Annotated in this window: 18 protein-coding genes; 12 read left to right on the top strand and 6 right to left on the bottom strand. The window is 70.5% G+C overall.

The window, feature by feature from the left end:
* The first annotated feature begins 415 nt into the window (after positions 1-415).
* The 5 genes from ACQP03_RS29930 (at position 416) to ACQP03_RS29910 (ending at position 6,144) form a co-directional block, all read left to right on the top strand.
* Positions 416-2,056: a peptide ABC transporter substrate-binding protein gene (locus ACQP03_RS29930; RefSeq protein WP_357126268.1), complete on the top strand. Its 1,641-nt coding sequence runs from the start codon at positions 416-418 to the stop codon at positions 2,054-2,056.
* A gap of 149 nt (positions 2,057-2,205) precedes the next feature.
* Positions 2,206-3,132, top strand: a complete 927-nt coding sequence (locus tag ACQP03_RS29925; RefSeq protein WP_357126265.1) for an ABC transporter permease — start codon at positions 2,206-2,208, stop codon at positions 3,130-3,132.
* Positions 3,125-4,084, top strand: coding sequence for an ABC transporter permease (locus ACQP03_RS29920; protein ID WP_357126262.1), 960 nt, complete (start codon positions 3,125-3,127; stop codon positions 4,082-4,084). The genes ACQP03_RS29925 and ACQP03_RS29920 overlap by 8 nt, the downstream gene beginning before the upstream one ends.
* Positions 4,085-4,109: 25 nt before the next feature.
* The gene (locus tag ACQP03_RS29915) at positions 4,110-5,138 is read left to right on the top strand and encodes an ABC transporter ATP-binding protein (protein ID WP_357126580.1); all 1,029 of its coding nucleotides are present in this window, start codon (positions 4,110-4,112) and stop codon (positions 5,136-5,138) included.
* A complete protein-coding gene (locus ACQP03_RS29910; RefSeq protein ID WP_355050671.1) occupies positions 5,131-6,144 on the top strand; it encodes an ABC transporter ATP-binding protein in 1,014 nt (337 codons plus the stop codon). The genes ACQP03_RS29915 and ACQP03_RS29910 overlap by 8 nt, the downstream gene beginning before the upstream one ends.
* Before the next feature lie 73 nt (positions 6,145-6,217).
* Here the strand turns inward: ACQP03_RS29910 and ACQP03_RS29905 are convergent, their stop codons facing one another.
* Positions 6,218-6,607, bottom strand: a complete 390-nt coding sequence (locus ACQP03_RS29905; RefSeq protein ID WP_396832832.1) for a chorismate mutase — start codon at positions 6,605-6,607, stop codon at positions 6,218-6,220.
* Between the two features lie 292 nt (positions 6,608-6,899).
* Between ACQP03_RS29905 and pcrA the strand changes: the two genes are divergently transcribed.
* Complete coding sequence (gene pcrA, locus ACQP03_RS29900) at positions 6,900-9,305, top strand: DNA helicase PcrA (RefSeq protein WP_396832831.1); 2,406 nt, start codon at positions 6,900-6,902, stop codon at positions 9,303-9,305.
* A gap of 91 nt (positions 9,306-9,396) precedes the next feature.
* Here the strand turns inward: pcrA and ACQP03_RS29895 are convergent, their stop codons facing one another.
* Both ACQP03_RS29895 and ACQP03_RS29890 read right to left on the bottom strand, forming a co-directional pair.
* Entirely contained in the window at positions 9,397-10,164 is a 768-nt protein-coding gene (locus ACQP03_RS29895) for a M23 family metallopeptidase (protein ID WP_363661427.1), read from the bottom strand.
* Positions 10,165-10,425: 261 nt separating this feature from the next.
* Complete coding sequence (locus tag ACQP03_RS29890) at positions 10,426-11,133, bottom strand: M23 family metallopeptidase (RefSeq protein WP_357126252.1); 708 nt, start codon at positions 11,131-11,133, stop codon at positions 10,426-10,428.
* Between the two features lie 427 nt (positions 11,134-11,560).
* On the opposite strand from ACQP03_RS29890, the gene ACQP03_RS29885 reads away from it, so the two are divergent.
* The 3 genes from ACQP03_RS29885 to sucD all read left to right on the top strand — a co-directional run bounded on the left by ACQP03_RS29885 (position 11,561) and on the right by sucD (position 14,451).
* On the top strand, positions 11,561-11,965 hold the full coding sequence (locus ACQP03_RS29885) for a cobalamin B12-binding domain-containing protein (protein ID WP_357126249.1): 405 nt from the start codon (positions 11,561-11,563) through the stop codon (positions 11,963-11,965).
* A 417-nt stretch (positions 11,966-12,382) separates the two neighbouring features.
* Entirely contained in the window at positions 12,383-13,561 is a 1,179-nt protein-coding gene (gene sucC / locus ACQP03_RS29880; protein WP_357126246.1) for an ADP-forming succinate--CoA ligase subunit beta, read from the top strand.
* A 2-nt stretch (positions 13,562-13,563) separates the two neighbouring features.
* Entirely contained in the window at positions 13,564-14,451 is an 888-nt protein-coding gene (gene sucD / locus ACQP03_RS29875; protein ID WP_357126243.1) for a succinate--CoA ligase subunit alpha, read from the top strand.
* A 63-nt stretch (positions 14,452-14,514) separates the two neighbouring features.
* Here the strand turns inward: sucD and ACQP03_RS29870 are convergent, their stop codons facing one another.
* Positions 14,515-14,775, bottom strand: coding sequence for a DUF4190 domain-containing protein (locus ACQP03_RS29870; RefSeq protein WP_357174470.1), 261 nt, complete (start codon positions 14,773-14,775; stop codon positions 14,515-14,517).
* A gap of 201 nt (positions 14,776-14,976) precedes the next feature.
* Here ACQP03_RS29870 and ACQP03_RS29865 point away from each other — a divergent pair, with 201 nt between their 5' ends.
* Positions 14,977-16,272 carry a cell division protein PerM gene (locus ACQP03_RS29865; RefSeq protein ID WP_433459260.1) on the top strand — a complete coding sequence of 432 codons (1,296 nt, stop codon included), beginning with the start codon at positions 14,977-14,979 and terminating at the stop codon, positions 16,270-16,272.
* A gap of 154 nt (positions 16,273-16,426) precedes the next feature.
* Here the strand turns inward: ACQP03_RS29865 and ACQP03_RS29860 are convergent, their stop codons facing one another.
* On the bottom strand, positions 16,427-16,993 hold the full coding sequence (locus tag ACQP03_RS29860; RefSeq protein ID WP_357126234.1) for a DUF4190 domain-containing protein: 567 nt from the start codon (positions 16,991-16,993) through the stop codon (positions 16,427-16,429).
* 26 nt (positions 16,994-17,019) lie between these two features.
* Positions 17,020-17,316, bottom strand: a complete 297-nt coding sequence (locus ACQP03_RS29855) for a CD225/dispanin family protein (RefSeq protein WP_363661426.1) — start codon at positions 17,314-17,316, stop codon at positions 17,020-17,022.
* A gap of 182 nt (positions 17,317-17,498) precedes the next feature.
* Between ACQP03_RS29855 and purN the strand changes: the two genes are divergently transcribed.
* On the top strand, positions 17,499-18,119 hold the full coding sequence (gene purN / locus ACQP03_RS29850; RefSeq protein WP_355050659.1) for a phosphoribosylglycinamide formyltransferase: 621 nt from the start codon (positions 17,499-17,501) through the stop codon (positions 18,117-18,119).
* Complete coding sequence (purH, locus tag ACQP03_RS29845) at positions 18,116-19,687, top strand: bifunctional phosphoribosylaminoimidazolecarboxamide formyltransferase/IMP cyclohydrolase (protein ID WP_433459257.1); 1,572 nt, start codon at positions 18,116-18,118, stop codon at positions 19,685-19,687. Before purN ends, purH begins: the two co-directional genes overlap by 4 nt.
* The last annotated feature ends 50 nt before the right edge of the window (positions 19,688-19,737 follow it).

Below are 19,737 nucleotides of genomic sequence, written 5' to 3'. Positions count from 1 at the left end.
GCGCCGCACGGGTCTCCTGGCAGGTCGGAGCGTTGAAGCCGGGGAGCTACACACCGACCGTTTTATGATCATTTTTCAAGTATCGGCTACGTGGCGGGCAACTAACGGCTTGATAACGGCACCTTCACGGAAGAGGCCGGTGGGTGTCACAGTGGCAGCACCTCACCCTCGGTGTGTGGCACTCCGTACGGCCCACGACCATGATCTCCGCTGCTTCCCGGCGGGTTCGTGGTCGCGACGCCTGCGTAGCGTCGTGCCCCGTCGGGTGGGGAGCCCGGCGGATCGGAACATCAGGGGTGTCTCCAAACTTCCCTGTGGTCCCGGCGACCTCCGCCCCGAGGTAGCCGGGCGGTGTCACCCCCAAACGTGCGTGAAACCCACGACGGACCAGGTTAGAAAGAGGAGGCCCCTCGGAATGAGAGTCTCGAAGCGGGCGACGAGCGCGATCGCGCTCAGCGCGGCTGCCGCGCTTGTCGCGAGCGGTTGCTCGAGCGGTGACGGCGACGGCGACGCCGCCGCCAGCAAGGACGGCGCCATCGTCATCCACGGCGTCCAGCCGGAGAACCCGCTGGTTCCGTCGAACACCACGGAGACCGGCGGTGGCAAGGTCATCGACTGGCTGTTCACCGGCCTGGTTGAGTACCCGAACGACGGTGGGGCCCCGCGCAACGCGCTGGCCGAGTCCATCGACACCAAGGACTCCAAGGTCTTCACGATCAAGATCAAGAAGGGTACCAAGTTCCACGACGGTACCGAGGTGAAGGCGAAGAACTTCGTCGACGCCTGGAACTGGGCCGCGTACTCGCCGAACGGCGCGCAGAACGGCTCCTTCTTCTCGGACATCGAGGGCTTCGACAAGACCTACACCGAGGACCCGGACGGCGCGGACGGCCCGCAGAAGGCCCCGACCCCGTCGGCCAAGGAGCTCTCCGGCCTGAAGGTCGTCGACGACCAGACCTTCGAGGTCACCCTCGCCGCGCCGACCGCGGTCTTCCCGACCAAGCTCGGCTACAGCGCCTTCATGCCGCTGCCGGACGCGTTCTTCACCATGAAGCCCGAGGACTTCGGTAAGAAGCCGATCGGCAACGGCCCGGTGAAGTTCGTCTCGTGGCAGGACAACGTCGTCATCAAGCTCACGCGCTTCGACGACTACAACCTGCGTGACAAGATGAAGATCAAGGACGTCGACGTCAAGCTCTACCAGGACGAGACGGCCGCGTACGCCGACCTGCTGAGCAACAACCTCGACTTCATGGAGGTTGTCCCCACCTCGGCGCTCGCCGGCGACAAGTGGAAGGCCGACCTCGGCGAGCGGGGCCTGAACACGGTCACCCCGTCGACCGCGTTCATCGCGTTCCCGATCTACGACAAGCGCTTCCAGAACCCGAAGCTGCGTCGCGCGGTCTCGCTGTCGATCAACCGGCAGGAGATCTCGGACAAGATCTTCTTCGGTACCCGCAAGCCGGCCGACAGCTGGGCGAACCCGCTGACCCCGGGCGCCAAGCCGGGCAACTGCACCGCCTGCAAGTTCGACCCGACCACGGCCAAGCAGCTGCTGACCGAGGCCGGCGGCTTCACCGGTGAGATGGTGTTCTACTACAACGCCGACTCCAGCCACAAGGACTGGATGGACGCCGTTGCGCAGCAGGTCAAGACCAACCTCGGCATCGAGGCCCGCGCCGAGGGCGTCCCGACCTTCGCGGTCTTCCGGCAGAACATCAACGCGCACAAGATGAACGGCCCGTACCGTGCCGCCTGGCAGCAGGACTACCCGGACGTGGAGAACTGGGTCAACCCGCTCTACGTCAAGGGTGGCTCCTCCAACGACGGCCTGTACAGCAACCCGCAGGTCGACACCCTGGCCAAGCAGGCCAGCGCCGCGCCGAGCCTGGAGGCCTCGCACGAGGCGTTCGCCAAGGCCGTCGAGGTTGTCGACCAGGACGTCCCGAGCATCCCGATCTACTTCTACGGCCAGCAGTCCGGCCACTCGGAGAAGATCAAGAAGCTCGAGCTGAACAACGTCGGCGAACTCGACATCACCTCGGTCGAGCTCTGATCCGTACGGTCTGACCCCGGGTCGGGCTCGCCACATCCGGTGAGCCCGACCCGGGGCCGTTCCGCGAGTGGGTGCTACAACATGCCACTCGCCACGTTGTCGCCACCGTGTCGGCCGTCCGACGCGCCCCCTGTCTGGAGGACCACCCCATGGGCCGTTATCTGTTGAGACGGCTGCTCCAACTCGTGCCGGTCTTCATCGGCTCGACTTTCCTGATCTACTGGCTCGTCTGGTCGGTCCCGGGCGACCCGTTCGCCGGCAAGTGCGGCGAGCGCCGCTGCCCGGATCAGTACATCGCGTACATGACCGAGAAGTACCACCTGGACCAGAACGTCTTCGTGCAGTACGGCAACTACATGAAGAACCTCCTTCAGGGCGACTTCGGGCAGACGTTCTCGCAGCGCGAAATCGGCGACATCATCGCCACGGCGTACCCCAACACGCTGAAGCTGGCCCTGGTCGCGCTCGCCATCGAGGCCATCGTCGGCCTCGGCGCCGGCATCCTGACCGGTCTGCGCCGCAACGGCTTCCTGGACAACCTGGTCCTGGTCTCGACCCTCTTCCTGCTCGCGCTGCCGGTGTTCGTCGTCGGCTTCGTGCTGCAGTGGCTGCTGGGCGTGCAGTGGGGCCTCGTCAAGCCGACCGTCTCGTCGGAGATGCGGCTGTCCGAACTGATCGTCCCGGGCTTCGTGCTCGGTAGCGCGTCGGTGGCGTACATCGCCCGGGTGGCCCGCACGAGCATCGCGGAGAACCGCCGAGCGGACTACGTGCGCACCGCCATCGCCAAGGGCCTGCCGATGCGCCGGGTCGTGGGTGTGCACCTGCTGCGCAACTCGCTCATTCCGGTGGTCACCCTGCTCGGCACCGACCTTGGCGCGCTGATGGGCGGCGCGATCGTCACCGAGGGCATCTTCGGCATCAACGGAATCGGCCGCGAGGTCTACCGCGCGATCATCACCAAGGAGAGCGCTACGGTGGTCGGCATCGTGGTCGTACTGGTGGTCGTCTATCTGTTGATGAACCTGTTGGTCGACCTGCTCTACGCCGCCCTGGACCCGAGGATCCGTTATGAGTGACCCAAGCACCGCATCGATCGTCAGCACCCCCACCCCGCAGGCGACGGACACCCCGGCCGCCCCGGGGCCCCAGAGCAACGAGAAGCCGCGCGGTCTGCTCGGTGACGCCTGGCGCGACCTGCGCCGCAAGCCGCTGTTCTGGATCTCGGCGACGTTCATCGTCATCTTCCTGTTGATGGCGGCCTTCCCGTCGCTGTTCGCCCCGGGCGACGCGGTCAACGGCTCCCTGTCGCGCAGCCTCAACAAGGCGTCCGGGAACGCCTGGTTCGGGTACGACCTACAGGGCCGGGACGTCTACGCCCGGGTCATCTACGGTGCCCGCGCCTCCGTCGTGGTCGCCGTGCTCTCCGTGGTCGGCACCCTGCTGGTTGGTGGGACCATGGGCATCATCTCCGGCTACCTCGGTGGTTGGGTCGACACGCTGCTCAGCCGGATCGCCGACGTGTTCTTCGGGGTTCCGTTCGTGCTCGGCGCGATCGTCATCCTGACCACGTTCAACGGCTCGGGCACCAGCAACAGCAAGGCCGAGATCATGGGCCTGGTGACCGTCTCGCTGATCGTGCTGAGCTGGCCGGTCGTGATGCGGCTGATGCGCTCCTCGGTGCTCGCCACCCGGGAGGCCGACTACATCGTCGCGGCCCGCGCGCTGGGTGCCGGTAGCGGTCGGATCATCCTCAAGCACCTGCTGCCGAACTGTCTGGCCCCGCTGCTGGTCTACGGCACGATCATGGTCGGCTCGTTCATCGGCGCCGAGGCCACCCTCTCGTTCCTGGGCGTCGGCCTGAAGTCGCCGGTGGTGTCCTGGGGCATCATGATCAGCGAGGGCAAGGATTTCATCCGGGTCGCGCCGGGGCTGGTGTTCTTCCCCGCCGCCTTCCTCGTCGCCGCGGTGCTGAGCTTCGTGATGCTCGGCGAGGCGGTCCGCGAGGCCCTCGATCCGAAACTCCGCTAGGGGAGATCCAGTGTCCGACATTCTCGTGTCCGAGCAGTCCGCGCCGGGATCCGGCGGGTCCGGGCGTCCCTCCGGCCGGCTGCTCGAGGTCGACGACCTGCGGGTGGAGTTCCGTACCCGGGACGGCGTCGCAAAGGTCATCAACGGGGTCACGTACCACGTCGACGCGGGGGAGACCCTCGCCGTGCTCGGCGAGTCCGGCTCCGGCAAGAGCGTCACGGCGCAGACCATCATGGGCATCCTCGACACGCCCCCGGGTTTCGTCACCGGTGGGCAGGTCCGCTTCCACGGCAAGGACATGCTCCGCATGTCCGGCGAGGAGCGCCGCCGCATCCGCGGCGAGGGCATCGCGATGATCTTCCAGGACGCGCTCTCCGCCCTGAACCCGGTCTTCACCGTCGGGTTCCAGATCGCCGAGCAGTTCCGGGTCCGGCGGGGCATGGGTCGCGCCGACGCCAAGAAGCGCGCGATCGAAATGCTCGACCAGGTCAAGATCCCGAACGCCAAGGGCCGGTTCAACAACTATCCGCACCAGTTCTCCGGTGGTATGCGGCAGCGCGCGATGATCGCGATGTCGCTGGCGCTCGACCCCGAGGTGCTGATCGCCGACGAGCCGACCACCGCGCTCGACGTGACCGTGCAGGCCCAGATCATGGACCTGCTCGCGGAGCTTCAGCGTGAGCGGCAGATGGGCATGATCCTGATCACCCACGACCTCGGCGTGGTCGCCGACGTCGCGGACCGGATCGCCGTCATGTACGCGGGCCGCATCGTCGAGGAAGCCGACGTGTACGACCTGTACGCCAAGCCGGCGCACCCGTACACGATGGGTCTGATCGACTCGATCCCGCGTCTCGACGAGAAGGGGCAGCAGCTCCGGACGATCAAGGGCCTCCCGCCGAACCTGATGAACATCCCGCCGGGCTGCCCGTTCAACCCGCGCTGCCCCATGGCTCAGCCGGTGTGCCGGGAGAAGGTCCCCCCGCTGCTTCAGGTGGGCCACGCCCGGGCCAGCGCCTGCCACTTCGCCGAGGAGCTGGTGAACCGTGTCTGAGAACATCCTCGAGGTCCGTGACCTGGTCAAGCACTACCCCGTCACCCAGGGTGTGGTGTTCAAGAAGACCGTCGGTCAGGTCAAGGCCGTCGACGGGGTCTCGTTCGGTCTTCGGGCCGGCGAGACGCTCGGTGTCGTCGGCGAGTCCGGCTGCGGCAAGTCGACCCTCGCCCGGGTTCTGATGAACCTGGAGAAGCCGACCGCAGGCAGCGTGGTCTACAAGGGCCAGGACATCTCCAAGCTCTCCGGTGGGGCGCTGCGCCGGCTGCGTCGGCAGATCCAGCTGGTCATGCAGGACCCGTACACCTCGCTGAACCCGCGGATGACGGTCGGCGACCTGATCGGTGAGCCGTTCGAGATCCACCCGGAGGTGGCGCCCCGGGGCAGCCGCCGGGCCAAGGTCCGCGAGCTGCTCGACCTGGTCGGGCTGAACCCGGAGCACATCAACCGGTACCCGCACCAGTTCTCCGGCGGTCAGCGGCAGCGCATCGGCATCGCCCGGGCGCTCGCGCTGCGGCCCGAGGTGATCGTCTGCGACGAGCCCGTCTCGGCGCTGGACGTCTCCATCCAGGCCCAGGTGATGAACCTGCTGGAGAAGCTGCAGGGTGAGCTGGGCCTGTCGTACATCTTCATTGCCCACGACCTGTCGGTGGTCCGCCACCTGTCGGACCGCGTGGCGGTGATGTACCTCGGCAAGATCGTCGAGATCGGCACCGAGGACGAGATCTACGAGCGGCCGACCCACCCGTACACCCAGGCGCTGCTCTCGGCGGTGCCGGTGCCGGACCCGACCCAGCGGAACAACAAGACGATCATCCGGCTCACGGGTGACGTGCCGTCGCCGATCAGCCCGCCCTCGGGCTGCCGGTTCCGGACCCGCTGCTGGAAGGCGCAGGATGTCTGCGCCGAGCAGGTCCCGCTGCTGGAGATCCGCCGCGACTCGGACCACCCGAGCGCCTGCCACTTCGCGGAGCGGCGCGAGATCGTCGCCACCCACGAGGCGTGATCCATCGGAACCGCCTGCCGACGTCACCACGACGACGGCAGGCGGTTCTGTCTTTCCCGGCCCGCTGAGCGCCTCAGAGCGGGCCGCGGCCCGCTCGCAGCAGCAACAGCGCCAGTTGCGTACCGTCGGCGCCGAGCGCGAGCCGGAAGCGTTCCAGGATGTCCCGTTCCCGGGAGAGCACCAGCCGGGTGCCGCCGGAGGCCATCCGGGTCGCGCCGACCTCCCGCGACAGCGCGGCCCGCTCCTGCCAGAGCGTGATCAAGGCGTGGTCGATCTCGTCGATCCGCTCCCTGATCTGCACGATCCGCGCGGCGGCGGTCGGCTCCACCGTGCCGGTCCGCGCGTCGGCCGGTTCGCCGGACTCCATCGGAGGGCCCGCCTCCGGCACGCTCCCGTCGACCGGGGCCTGTGCCGGGTCCGGCCGTGCCGGGCCGCCGTTCTGCTCCACCACGTCTGTCATCATCGGGTACCTCTCGCGCTCTGGTGCCCCGTGCCCGCAACCCGGGACGAAAAAGCCCCGGACTCCAGGAGCCCGGGGCTTTTCGCAGGTCTGATCGATCAGGCGCGACCTACGGCAGCCGGACTCCCGGTGCCGTAGTAAAAGTAGTAGCGCGCTCCGATCACGCCGTCGAGTATGCCCACGCGGATGGCCGGCGCGCAAGGATTCGACGCGGTTCGTGACGCAGGGCCCGGCTGGCGGACGGGCCCCGCACCGGTCGGGAAGTGTCCGGCTGGCGGCATAGACTTGGCGCGCGATGCATCCTCTCTTCGACATCCCCGCGTCCCCGCCCGCGCCGGAGTCCGCGCCGGCCCGTCCGCACCGGCCCGGGCCGGCCGCCGCCCGCCTCGATCCGGGGCAACTGCTCGACGGGTTGAACGGGCCGCAGCGCGACGCGGTCAGCCACGCCGGCTCCCCGTTGCTGATCGTGGCCGGCGCCGGTTCCGGCAAGACCCGGGTGCTCACCCACCGGATCGCCTACCTGCTCGCCGCACGGGACGTCCACCCCGGCGAGATCATCGCCATCACGTTCACCAACAAGGCGGCGGGCGAGATGAAGGAGCGCGTCGCCGCGCTGGTCGGTCCCCGGGCCCGGCTGATGTGGGTGTCGACGTTCCACTCCGCGTGCGTCCGCATCCTGCGCGCCGAGCACGAGCACGCCGGCCTCAAATCGACGTTCTCGATCTACGACGCGGATGACTCCCGCCGCCTGATGCAGTTGGTCACCCGGGAGTTGGATCTCGACCCGAAGCGCTACCCGGCGCGTGGGCTGGCCGCCCAGGTCTCCAACCTCAAGAACGAGCTGGTCGACCCGGAGCAGTTCGCCGCGCGGGCCAGCGGGCCCAACGAGCGGGCGCTCGCCGAGGCGTACACGCTCTACCAGCGCCGGCTGCGCGAGGCGCACGCGCTGGACTTCGACGACCTGATCATGACGACGGTGCACCTGCTCCAGTCCCACCCGCACGTGGCCGAGAGCTATCGGCGGCGGTTCCGGCACGTGCTCGTCGACGAATACCAGGACACCAACCACGCCCAGTACGTCCTGATCAAGGAGCTGGTCTCCGGCACCGACGGGCTGGACCCGGCCGAGCTGTGCGTGGTCGGTGACGCCGACCAGTCGATCTACGCGTTCCGGGGCGCGACGATCCGCAACATCCTGGAGTTCGAGCGGGACTTCAGCGACGCGCGGACGATCCTGCTGGAACAGAACTACCGCTCCACGCAGACCATCCTCAACGCGGCCAACGCGGTGATCGACCGCAACACGTCCCGCAAGCCGAAGCGGCTGTGGAGCGAGGCCGGCGACGGCGAGCGGATCGTCGGGTACGTGGCGGACACCGAGCACTCCGAGGCCGACTGGGTGGGCCGGGAGATCGACCGACTCGTCGACGCCGACGAGACCCGCCCCGGTGACGTCGCCGTCTTCTACCGCACCAACGCCCAGTCCCGCGTCTTCGAGGAGGTGTTCATCCGCGCCGGCCTGCCGTACAAGGTGGTCGGCGGGGTGCGCTTCTACGAGCGCAAGGAGGTCCGCGACGCGCTGGCGTACCTGCGCTCGGTGGTCAACGACGACGACACCGTGAGCCTGCGGCGGGTGCTGAACACCCCACGCCGGGGCATCGGCGACCGTGCGGAGGCGTGCGTCGAGGCGCTGTCCAGCCGCGACCGGATCTCGTTCGGCGCGGCGCTGCGCCGGGCCCGTGAGGCGCCCGGCATCTCCACCCGGGCGGCCAACGGCATCGCCGACTTCGTGGCGCTGCTCGACGGCGCACGGGAGCTGGCCGAGACCGGCACCCCGGAGGAGGTGCTGGAGGCCCTGCTGACCCGCTCGGGCTACCTCACCGAGCTGGAGGAGAGCCTCGACCCGCAGGACGCCGGTCGGGTGGACAACCTCCAGGAGTTGGTCAGCGTCGCCCGGGAGTACACCGAGCGGATCGAGGCCCTGGGCGAGGACGGGGAGCGGGCCACCCTGGCCGGGTTCCTGGAGCAGGTCGCGCTGGTGGCCGACGCCGACCAGATCCCCTCCGACGACCCCGACCACCAGGGCGTCGTCACCCTGATGACGTTGCACACCGCCAAGGGCCTCGAGTTTCCGGTGGTCTTCCTGACCGGCCTGGAGGACGGCGTCTTCCCGCACCTGCGCTCGCTGGGCGACACCCGCGAGTTGGAGGAGGAGCGCCGACTGGCGTACGTGGGGATCACCCGTGCCCGACAGCGGCTCTACCTGTCCCGTGCGGTCACCCGTTCGGCGTGGGGGCAGCCGTCCTACAACCCCCCGTCACGCTTCCTGGAGGAGCTGCCGCCGGAGCTGGTGCGCTGGGAGCGCACCGAGGGGTCGTACACCTCGTGGGCTGGCGGGGGCGGCGGCGTCGGTGGCCGCGCGGACCGCGCGCCCGGCGGGCGCGGCACCTTCACCGGGGGTACGCCCAAGGCGGCTCAGCTCGCCCAGCGGCTCGGCGTGGACGGCAGTCGCCTGACCACGGCCAGCGAGCTGCCGCAGGGGCCGAAGGTGGCGGCCGGCGACCGGGTCAACCACCAGCGCTACGGCCTGGGCCGGGTGCTGGCCGTCGAGGGCCACGGCCCGGGTGCCCGCGCGCAGATCGACTTCGGCGACCAGATCATGTGGCTGGTCCTGCGCCACGCCCCGGTCGACAAGCTCTAACCCGCGCCGATCTTGCACTTTCGGTCGTCGACATCGGGGCTCATGCCCTTTTTGTCGCCACAGAAAGTGCAAGATCGGCGCAGGTACGGGGTCAGCAGCCCAGGTCCACGCCTCGGGCGCGCATGAACGGGGCCGGGTCGATCTGGTTCCACATGCCCTGGTGCACCTCGAAGTGCAGGTGTGGGCCGGTGGCGTCGCCGGTGGCGCCCTCGTAACCGATCACCTGGCCGGCTTTGACCTTCTGGCCGACGGTGACCGCGATGCGGCTCTGGTGGGCGTAGTGGGTCAGGTAGCCGTTGCCGTGGTCGATGAAGACGGAGTTCCCGTACCCGTCGGCGGCGTCGCCGGCCTGGGTGACAGTGCCGGCCGCCGCGGCGCGGATGGGGGTGCCCGAGGGCAGCGCCAGGTCGATCCCGGCGTGCAGGGTGCCCCAGCGCTCGCCGTAGCAGGAGGTGACCGCGGCCCCGGGCATCGGGTCGACCCAGGCGGCCGTCGGCTTGGTGGTCTTCTTCGGCTTCGGCTTCGGCTTGGCGGTGGCCGTCTTCGTGGGCAACGGGCTGGCGGCGACGGCCGAGGGGCTCGTGGTCGGGCTGGCCGACGGGGAGGCGGGCGGGCTCGCCTCGCGGGCCGAACGGTCGGCCCGGCTGGCGGCCTCGGCCCGGGACTGCGCGTCGAGCGAGACGGCGGTGGGCGCGGGCCGGTCGGGTCCGGTGGTGGCGACGGCGACCCCGCCCAGGCCGAGGGCGACCAGGCTGGCCGCGCCGAGCACGATGAGGCGGTTCCGCCGGCGGGCACGCCGAGGCTGCTCACCGGTGGTGTCGGGGGTGTTCTCGTTCTGGACGGGGCTGTCTTCCGGCACGGCGGACCTTCACAGTCGAGGGGCACTTGACCTCGAAATACTGGTGCCGGGCCGAGTCGGGCGATGGCCGGGACCGGACGCCCGGCCCGCCGGCCGCAGCCGGGACGGCCCGTTATGCGGCGTCCTGAGGCGTTCCGTCCGGATAAGTGATCATGCGGCCCGTGTGCTGGGCCACAGTCGACGCTGTGACCCAGGGAACATCAGCGCACGCAGAACCGCCCGGATCGACAGATCCGGGCGGTCAACGGTCAGTACCCAGCGTCAGGACGCGGCTACATCGCTGTAGATTGCCTCGACTTGCAGCTTGATGTCCACTCCGCGCTCCTGCAGGTACGGAACGGGGTCGATCGGTGCGCCCTTGACATGGAGTTCGAGGTGCAGGTGGGTGCCGTAGGCGTGACCGGTCTGGCCCACCAGGCCGAGCTGGTCGCCCGCCTTGACCTGCTGGCCCTCCTTGACGCTGAGCGCGGAGGAGTGGCCGTAGATGGCCTCGCTGCCGTCGGCGTGCTGCACGATCACGGCGTAGCCGTAGCCGCCGAACCAGCCGGCCTTGGTGACCAGCCCGTCGTGGACGGCCACGTAGGGCGTGCCCTCGGGGACGACCAGGTCGACACCGGTGTGCAGCTTGCCCCACCGCATCCCGTACGGCGAGTTGAAGTCGTAGCCCTGCAGCGGCAGCATCCAGACCTCGGGCTCGGCCGCTTCCTTGCCGCGGCTGTCCCGGGAGGCGCGCTCGGCGTTGTCCGCGCGGGCTGCGGCGTCCTGGCTGGTGACCGACGCCTGCTTGAGCTCGTCGAGCACCGACGGGCTGACGTCCTTGGCGTCCGGCAGGGCCGACGCGCCCAGCGCGACGATGCCCGCGCCGACGAACGCGGTGGTGACGACCGCCGCGTAACGGCTACGCGGGGGGGTGGGTACGCGGCGGCGGCCGCGATATCGATCGGGCTCAGACGACAGGCGCTGGCGCACGCACACCCTCCGTTGTCGGGGTTCCGAGGCGACCGGTGGACGTCCGTGAAGCTCGGATGAACGTCTGCCGACCGCGTCGTCACCCGTCCATGGACCTGATGACAACCGTGGACACGTTAGCCAACCACCAGGCGAGTCACAAGCCAGACCGCTGAATTGGCGTGTCGACTTGTCCGTTTGCGTCCGTGATTGTCATGCATCGTGCCGTCGAACGGTGCCCCCGTAACCACCCGTTCGTCGCCGAGCGTGACCGATCCGGCGGAATCGTCCGGCTTGACGCCACGGCCGGGCGAGGGCGCTTGCCGCCGGGCGCGTCCGTGGTCGCCGGGATGACGGACGTGTTTCCAGCCCGGATTTCCCGGCCCCGGCCGGGCGGGTTACCGTTCGTTCAGGTGAAGGCCGTGGAGCCGGTGAAAGGTGTGCGCTGATGAGCTCTCGAATTCGGGTCGTCGTCGCGAAGCCAGGTCTGGACGGCCACGACCGCGGCGCGAAGGTCGTCGCCCGCGCCCTGCGGGACGCCGGGATGGAGGTCGTCTACACCGGCCTGCACCAGACGCCCGAGCAGATCGTGGAGACGGCCATCCAGGAGGACGCCGACGCGGTCGGACTCTCCGTGCTCTCCGGCGCGCACATGACGCTGTTCCGTCGGGTGCTGGAGTTGCTCACCGAGCGCGACGCGCGGGACATCGTCGTCTTCGGTGGCGGCATCATCCCGAACGACGACATCCCGGAGTTGGAGAAGCTGGGCGTCGCGAAGATCTTCACGCCGGGCGCCACCACCCAGGCGATCGTCGAGTGGGTCCGCGAGAACGTGGCGCAGCCGGTCTCCTGAGCGGCGGCGCGGTATCCGGGCACGGGGGAGGGGCCGGACGCACCCCTCACACGTCCGGCCCCTCTATGCACGATGCCCCGCCGCCACCCCTCGACCGACAGGGCATCGGCCGTCTCCCGTCATCGCGCTGTGCAGCGCTCCGACACCTGACTCAACGACGACCCCACGGCCGGGTTACGCACCCCGGCCAACATCGCCCGGACGGCTGACACCGACCCTGGCCTGGTCGGAACGGGTCGTGTCCCGACCGCCTCTGTGCATTACGGCACACCGCGCACCCGCTCGGTTGCCGGCCGTGCCCACCTCGCTAGGCTGCGGCCAATGGCCTGTTTCAACTGATGACAGGCGTCAAACTGTTTTCTGAACGCTGGTGGCGGCGCGACGGCGCGCCGCGGAGACGGGACGGGACGCGCAATCGTGGACCTGTACGAGTACCAGGGGCGGGACCTGTTCGAGCGGCACGGCTTGCCCGTGCTGGCCGGCGGCGTTGCCACGACCCCGGAAGAGGCCCGCGCGATCGCCGAACGCCTCGGCGGTCGAGTGGTCGTCAAGGCGCAGGTGAAGGTCGGCGGCCGAGGCAAGGCCGGTGGCGTCAAGCTCGCCGAGGGCCCGGATGAGGCGGTGGCCAGGGCCACCGACATCCTGGGCATGGACATCAAGGGTCACACCGTCCACAAGGTCATGATCACCGTGACGGCGGACGTGGCCGAGGAGTACTACTTCTCGTACCTGCTCGACCGGGCGAACCGCACCTTCCTCTGCATCGCCAGCGTGGCCGGCGGTATGGACATCGAGCAGGTCGCCGCCGAGACCCCGGACCGCGTGGTGAAGGCGCCGATCGACGCCAACACCGGTGTCGACGAGGCCAAGGCGCGGGAGATCGTCACCGCGGCCGGCTTCCCGGCCGAGGTCGCCGACCAGGTCGTCGAGGTGGCCGTCGGCCTGTGGCAGGCGTTCGTCGCCGAGGACGCCACCCTGGTCGAGGTGAACCCTCTCGCCAAGAACGGCGACGGGCGGCTGCTGCTGCTCGACGCCAAGATCACCCTGGACGAGAACGCCGCGTTCCGGCACCCGGACCACGAGGCCCTGGTCGACCAGGCCAGCGTGGACCCGTTGGAGCAGGCCGCCAAGGCCAAGGACCTCAACTACGTCAAGCTCGACGGCGAGGTCGGCATCATCGGCAACGGCGCGGGCCTGGTCATGTCGACCCTCGACGTGGTCGCGTACGCCGGTGAGCGGCACGGCAACGTCAAGCCGGCCAACTTCCTCGACATCGGCGGTGGCGCGAGCGCCGCGGTGATGGCGAACGGGCTGGAGATCGTGCTCTCCGACCCGGCCGTGAAGAGCGTCTTCGTCAACGTCTTCGGCGGCATCACCGCCTGCGACGAGGTCGCCAACGGCATCATCCAGGCGCTGGCCCTGCTCGAGCAGCGTGGCGAGAAGGTCACCAAGCCGCTCGTCGTCCGTCTCGACGGCAACAACGCCGAGGCTGGCCGGGCGATCCTGGACGGCGCGAACAACCCGCTCGTGCAGCGGGTGGACACCATGGACGGTGCGGCCGAGCGGGCCGCTGAGCTGGCAGCTGCGGGGGTCTGATCATGGCTATCTGGCTGACCAAGGAATCGAAGGTCATCGTCCAGGGGATGACCGGCTCCGAGGGCTCCAAGCACACCCGGCGGATGCTCGCCGCCGGCACCAACGTGGTGGGCGGCGTCAACCCGCGCAAGGCGGGCCAGAAGGTCGACTTCGACGGCACCGAGCTGCCGGTGTTCGCGTCCGTGGCGGACGCCATGGCCGAGACCGGTGCCGACGTCACCGTCATCTTCGTGCCGCCGCAGTTCACCAAGGCCGCCGTGGTCGAGGCGATCGACGCCGCGATTCCGCTGGCCGTGGTGATCACCGAGGGCGTGCCGGTGCACGACACCGCCGCGTTCTGGGCGTACAACCTCGCCCAGGGCGAGCGCACCCGAATCATCGGGCCGAACTGCCCGGGGATCGCCTCCCCGGGCGCGTCCAACGCCGGCATCATCCCGGCCGACATCACCGGCTCCGGCCGGATCGGCCTGGTCAGCAAGAGCGGCACGCTGACCTACCAGATGATGTACGAGCTGCGCGACATCGGCTTCTCCACCTGCGTCGGCATCGGTGGCGACCCGATCATCGGCACCACGCACATCGACGCCCTCAAGGCGTTCGAGGCCGACCCGGAGACCGACGCCATCGTGATGATCGGTGAGATCGGCGGCGACGCCGAGGAGCGGGCCGCCGAGTTCATCAAGGCCAACGTCACCAAGCCGGTGGTGGGCTACATCGCCGGATTCACCGCGCCCCCCGGCAAGACCATGGGCCACGCCGGCGCGATCATCTCCGGCTCGGCCGGCACCGCCGAGGCGAAGCAGGCGGCGCTCGAGGCCGTCGGGGTGAAGGTCGGCAAGACGCCGACCGAGACCGCGAAGCTGATGCGGGAGATCATGTCCGGCAACTGAGCCGGCAGGGCAACAGCGAAGGGGTCGACCGGAACCGGTCGGCCCCTTCGTCGTACCGCCGGCTCAGTCGTTGTTCCAGAACGGGTAGTTGCCGGTGAGACGCAGGATCGACCCGCCGATGATGTTGATCACGCCGAACGCGATGGCGAGGTAGCCGAGCACCGGCGACTGGCCGTTACGCCGCGCGTCCCGCAGTGACAGGTAACCGAAGATGATGCCGAGGATGCCGCAACAGATCAGGCCGAGGACGATGCCCAGCACGCCCCAGAGCGTGGTGCGGTCCCGGCCCCGGGCCGGCGGTGGCGGCGGGTATGCGGTCGTCACGACTACCTCCGGTCGGTCCTGGGCGGCGGGCGGACCCGGGCCGCGACCGGCGGATGAGACCCGATGGCGGCGACGGCCACCCCCCTCTGGGCCGAGGCTAGACCCGCGCGGGCCGTCCGGAACCCGGTTCGCCCAACTCGCCGCCCCTGAGGGCGCGTTAACGGACTGCCACAGCCCGCGCGACGTGCCAGAGTAGAGCGGATGTCCCCCGTCACCCCTGACCGTCCCAGCCGTGCCGGCGGCGTACGCGCCGACGACCGGCCGGTCGACCGCGCCCCGCCGCGCCGACGGGTGCCCGCGCCCCGCGCCGGTGGGTCGCCGCGCGGACGGGCGCCGTTGCCCGTCGCCGCCGGGGTGGCCGCCGGCGGGGCCGCCCTCACCTCGTACCTGCCGGTGGCCATCGTGCTCGGCCTGGTCCAGTTGGGCGCGGACTCCACCACGCTGGGCGGCACCCTGCGCACCGCGTTGGCCGGTTGGCTGGTGGGGCACGGCGTTCCGCTGCACACCGAGGCGGGCCCGTTCGGGCTCGCCCCGCTGGCGCTGACCGTGCTCGCGCTGTGGCGACTCACCCGGGCCGGCGTGCACGTGAGTCGCGCGATCGGCGCCCGCGACAGCCGCTCACCGCGCCGGGCGCTGATCGCGGCCGGAGCGGTCGGTCTGGCGTACGCCCTGCTCGGCGCTCTCGCCGCGGTGCTGATCGGCGCGCACGGTCCACAGGTGTCCCCGGTGCGGGCGGCGGCCACGTTCGCGGTGGTCGGCACGCTCGGCGCGCTGGTCGGCGCGATCCGGATCACCGCCGTGACCCGGCTGCTCGTCGCCCGGATACCCGGCCCGCTGCGCGACGGCGTCCGCACCGGCCTGGTGGCCGCGCTCCTGCTGCTCGGCGCGGGGGCCGGCGCGGCCGGCCTGGCCGTGGCCACCGGTGGCGGCGACGCGGCGGACATGATCGGCGCGTACCGGACCGGCGTGGCCGGGCAGGCCGGGATCACCCTGGTCAGCATGGCGTACGCGCCGAACGCGGCGGTCTGGTCGACGAGCTATCTGCTCGGGCCGGGCTTCGCGGTCGGCGTCGACACGGCGGTGCGTACCAGCGAGGTGTCCGTCGGCGCGCTGCCGGCCGTACCCCTGCTCGCCGGCCTGCCGCGCGGCCCGGTGGACGGCCTCGGCGCCCTGCTGCTCGCGGTGCCGGTGCTGGCCGGGATGGTCGCCGGCTGGCTGCTCGCCCGCCGGCTGGCCCGCGTCGCCGGGCCGGAGCGCGCCCCGCGACGGTGGGCGGAGTTGCTGGCGCCGGCCGCGTTGGCCGGCCCGGTGGCCGGCGTGCTGCTCGGCGTCGCCGCCGCGGCCTCCGCTGGACCACTCGGATCGGGGCGGCTGGCGCAGCTCGGGCCGGTGGCCTGGCAGGTCGGCGCCGTGGCGGCCGGCGTCGTCGCGGTAGGCGCGCTACTCGGCGCCGCCGCCACCCGCGTACTGGCCCGCACCCCCCCCCCCACCCCCTGACCACCCCCGCCCTTCGGCTGATCAGGAAGTTGTTGTCACGACACGCCGAGGTGCGGGGCGATAACTTCATGATCAACGCGTGGGGGATCGAGGGTGGGAACGCCGCGGGGCGCCCCGGAGGAGATCCGGAGCGCCCCGACGAGAGGGTTGCCGATCAGGGCTCGGTCGGCAGGCTGAAGCTCCCGATGACGTTCAGCAGGAGCAGCAGGATGCCCAGGCCGACGCCGACCGCGCCGCAGATCAGACCGGCCTTGGCCTGGCCCGCGTTGCTGGCCTGGCCCTGGGCGACCTTCTGCTTGGCGAGGTAGCCGGTCACCACGGCGGCGATGCCCACCGGGATACCCAGGAAGACGCAGCAGACCAGCGGGATCGACGCGATGCCGAGGATCATCGACACCAGACCGAGGGTGTTGTTCTGCCCCTGGGCCTGCGGGTACCCGGCGTTCGGGTACGTCGGAGCGCCGTAGGGCGCCTGCGGCTGCTGCCCGTACGGGGCCTGCGGCGCGCCGTACGGGTCCTGCGGCGGCTGGCCGTAGGGCTGCCCCGGAGCGGGCTGGCCGTACGGCTGGCCCGAGGTGGGCTGCTGGCCGTACGGGGCGGCCGGCGGCGGGGCGTACGGGTCGTGCGGCGGCTGGGGTGCGGTCGGGTCGTTCGGCTGCTGGCCGTACGGGTCGTTCGGCTGCTGGCCGTACGGGTCCTGACCGGGATTACCGGGCTGCATTCGAGAGAACTCCTTGGTTGGATCCGTCAGTTGGTGCTGCTGTTCCCACTCATGATCGCGCCCAGGCCGCCCAACGCACAGCACAGCAACACGATGACAAGCCACGCGATGCCCACGATGAGGGCCCACTTCGACCACTTCCGCGACTCCGCGGCGGCGGCCTGGGCACCGGCGTAGTCACCCTGCTGCAGCAGCGGGTTGACCTTCGACGCGTTGATGATCGCCGGGATGGCCAGGGGCCAGAACAGGAAAATGGCGACGATCGACATCGTCATGTTGTTGTTGATCGGCGGCTGCTGCTGGGGGTGGGCGCCGGGGTGCATGGGGGTGCTCCTCATTCGATCGGCACGCTCGCCGTGCCGGATTACTGACAGGGGTGCGGGCCGGCGCGGTGTCCAGCCCGAGCGACCGGCAGCGTACCGGTTCGATGCTCGTCCGCACCGGCACAGAATCGGCGCGCCGCCCGGTCGAAGGTCGTTCGTGACCTGCCCGATAGGGTGTTGCGGTGACCGAGCCCGCGTCCGTCGCCCGCATCGTCGTCCTCGTCTCCGGCTCCGGGAGCAACCTCCAGGCCCTGCTGGACGCCGCGGTCGATCCCGCGTACGGCGCCCAGGTGGTGGCGGTCGGCGCGGACCGCGACGGCATCGCGGGCCTGGACCGGGCCGAGGCCGCCGGGGTGCCGACGTTCGTCGAGCGGGTCCCGGATCACGACAGCCGGGAAGACTGGGACCGGGCGCTCACCGCGCACGTCGCCAAGCACCAACCGGACCTGGTCATCTCCGCCGGGTTCCTCAAGCTGGTCGGCCCGCACTTCCTCGCCGCCTTCGGCGACCGCTACCTGAACACCCACAACACCCTGCTGCCGGCGTTTCCCGGCATCCACGGCCCGCGCGACGCTCTCGCCTACGGCGTGAAGCTCACCGGGGCCACGCTGTTCTTCGTCGACGCCGGCATGGACACCGGGCCGATCGTGGCGCAGGTCGCAGTGCCGGTGCTGGACGACGACGACGTGGACACCCTCACCGAACGCATCAAGGAAGCCGAGCGCCGCCAGCTCGTCGAGCAGGTCGGTCGGCTGGTCCGCGAAGGCTGGACCATCACCGGAAGGAAGGTCACGGTTCCGTGAGTCCCACTCAGGACGGGCGTCGCCCGATTCGGCGGGCGCTGGTCAGCGTCTACGACAAGACCGGGTTGGTCGAGCTGGCCCAGGCCCTGCACGCGGCCGGTGTGGAGATCGTGTCCACCGGCAGCACGGCGGGCACCATCGCCGCCGTCGGGGTGCCGGTGACGCCGGTGGAGACGGTGACCGGGTTCCCCGAGGTGCTCGACGGCCGGGTGAAGACCCTGCACCCGAAGGTGCACGCGGGCCTGCTCGCCGACCTGCGCAAGGACACCCACGTGGCCCAGCTCGACGAGCTGGGGGTGGCCGCGTTCGACCTGCTGGTCTCCAACCTCTATCCGTTCCAGGCGACCGTCGCCTCCGGGGCCGGCGTCGAGGAGTGCGTGGAGCAGATCGACATCGGCGGCCCGGCCATGGTGCGCGCCGCCGCCAAGAACCACGCCTCGGTCGCCGTGCTCACCGACCCGGCCGGCTACCCGGCGCTGCTCGGCGCGCTCGACGAGGGCGGCTTCACGCTGGCCCAGCGTCGCGCGCTCGCGGCCCGCGCGTTCGCCGACATCGCCGAGTACGACGTGGCGGTCGCCCAGTGGTGTGCCCGTGAGCTGGCTCCCGCCGACGACACCTGGCCGGCGTTCGCCGGTTCGGCGCTGCGCAAGTCGACGGTGCTGCGGTACGGCGAGAACCCGCACCAGCCGGCCGCTCTCTACGTCGACCCGGACGCCCCGGCAGGGCTGGCTCAGGCCGAGCAGTTGCACGGCAAGGAGATGTCGTACAACAACTACGTGGACGCGGACGCCGCCTGGCGGGCCGCGAACGACTTCGCCGACCAGCCGGCCGTGGCGATCATCAAGCACGCCAACCCGTGCGGCATCGCGGTGGGCGTGGACGTGGCCGAGGCGCACCGCCGGGCGCACGCCTGCGACCCGGTGTCGGCGTTCGGCGGTGTCATCGCCGTCAACCGGCCGGTCTCGGTCGAGATGGCCCGGCAGGTCGCGGACATCTTCACCGAGGTGGTGGTCGCCCCCGGCTTCGACGAGGGCGCGGTCGAGGTGTTGCAGGGCAAGAAGAACATCCGGCTGCTGCGCGCGCCCGCGTGGACTCCGGCTGCCGTCGAGTGGCGGTCGGTGACCGGCGGCGTGTTGACCCAGGCCGCCGACCGGGTGGACGCCCCCGGCGACGACCCGGCGAGCTGGCAGTTGGCGACCGGTGAGCCCGCCGACGAGGAGCTGCTGCGCGACCTGGCGTTCGCCTGGCGGGCGGTCCGCGCGGTGAAGAGCAACGCGATCCTGCTCGCCAAGGACGGCGCGACCGTCGGGGTGGGCATGGGTCAGGTCAACCGCGTCGACTCGGCGCAGCTCGCGGTCAGCCGCGCCGGCGCCGACCGGGCCCGTGGCTCGGTGGCCGCCTCGGACGCGTTCTTCCCGTTCGCCGACGGCCCGCAGATCCTCATCGACGCGGGCGTCCGCGCCATCGTCCAGCCCGGCGGCTCCATCCGCGACGAAGAGGTAATCGAAGCGGCGAAGAAGGCCAACGTAACGATGTACCTGACGAAGACCCGCCACTTCTTCCACTGACCCACCCCACCCCGCCCCACCCCGCCCCGCCCCACCCCGCCCCGCCCCGC

The sequence above is a fragment of the Micromonospora sp. CA-248212 genome (assembly GCF_050948405.1).
Taxonomy (GTDB): Bacteria; Actinomycetota; Actinomycetes; order Mycobacteriales; family Micromonosporaceae; genus Micromonospora.
The sequence above is the reverse complement of the archived record's forward strand: the minus strand, read 5'-3'. Positions and strand labels throughout refer to the sequence as shown.

Coding starts and splice junctions, on each gene's coding strand:
- ACQP03_RS29930 (WP_357126268.1), top strand. CDS start 416: ATGAGAGTCTCGAAGCGGGCGACGAGCGCGATCGCGCTCAGCGCGGCT.
- ACQP03_RS29925 (WP_357126265.1), top strand. CDS start 2,206: ATGGGCCGTTATCTGTTGAGACGGCTGCTCCAACTCGTGCCGGTCTTC.
- ACQP03_RS29920 (WP_357126262.1), top strand. CDS start 3,125: ATGAGTGACCCAAGCACCGCATCGATCGTCAGCACCCCCACCCCGCAG.
- ACQP03_RS29905 (WP_396832832.1), bottom strand. CDS start 6,607: ATGATGACAGACGTGGTGGAGCAGAACGGCGGCCCGGCACGGCCGGAC.
- pcrA (WP_396832831.1), top strand. CDS start 6,900: ATGCATCCTCTCTTCGACATCCCCGCGTCCCCGCCCGCGCCGGAGTCC.
- ACQP03_RS29885 (WP_357126249.1), top strand. CDS start 11,561: ATGAGCTCTCGAATTCGGGTCGTCGTCGCGAAGCCAGGTCTGGACGGC.
- sucD (WP_357126243.1), top strand. CDS start 13,564: ATGGCTATCTGGCTGACCAAGGAATCGAAGGTCATCGTCCAGGGGATG.
- ACQP03_RS29865 (WP_433459260.1), top strand. CDS start 14,977: ATGTCCCCCGTCACCCCTGACCGTCCCAGCCGTGCCGGCGGCGTACGC.
- ACQP03_RS29860 (WP_357126234.1), bottom strand. CDS start 16,993: ATGCAGCCCGGTAATCCCGGTCAGGACCCGTACGGCCAGCAGCCGAAC.
- ACQP03_RS29855 (WP_363661426.1), bottom strand. CDS start 17,316: ATGCACCCCGGCGCCCACCCCCAGCAGCAGCCGCCGATCAACAACAAC.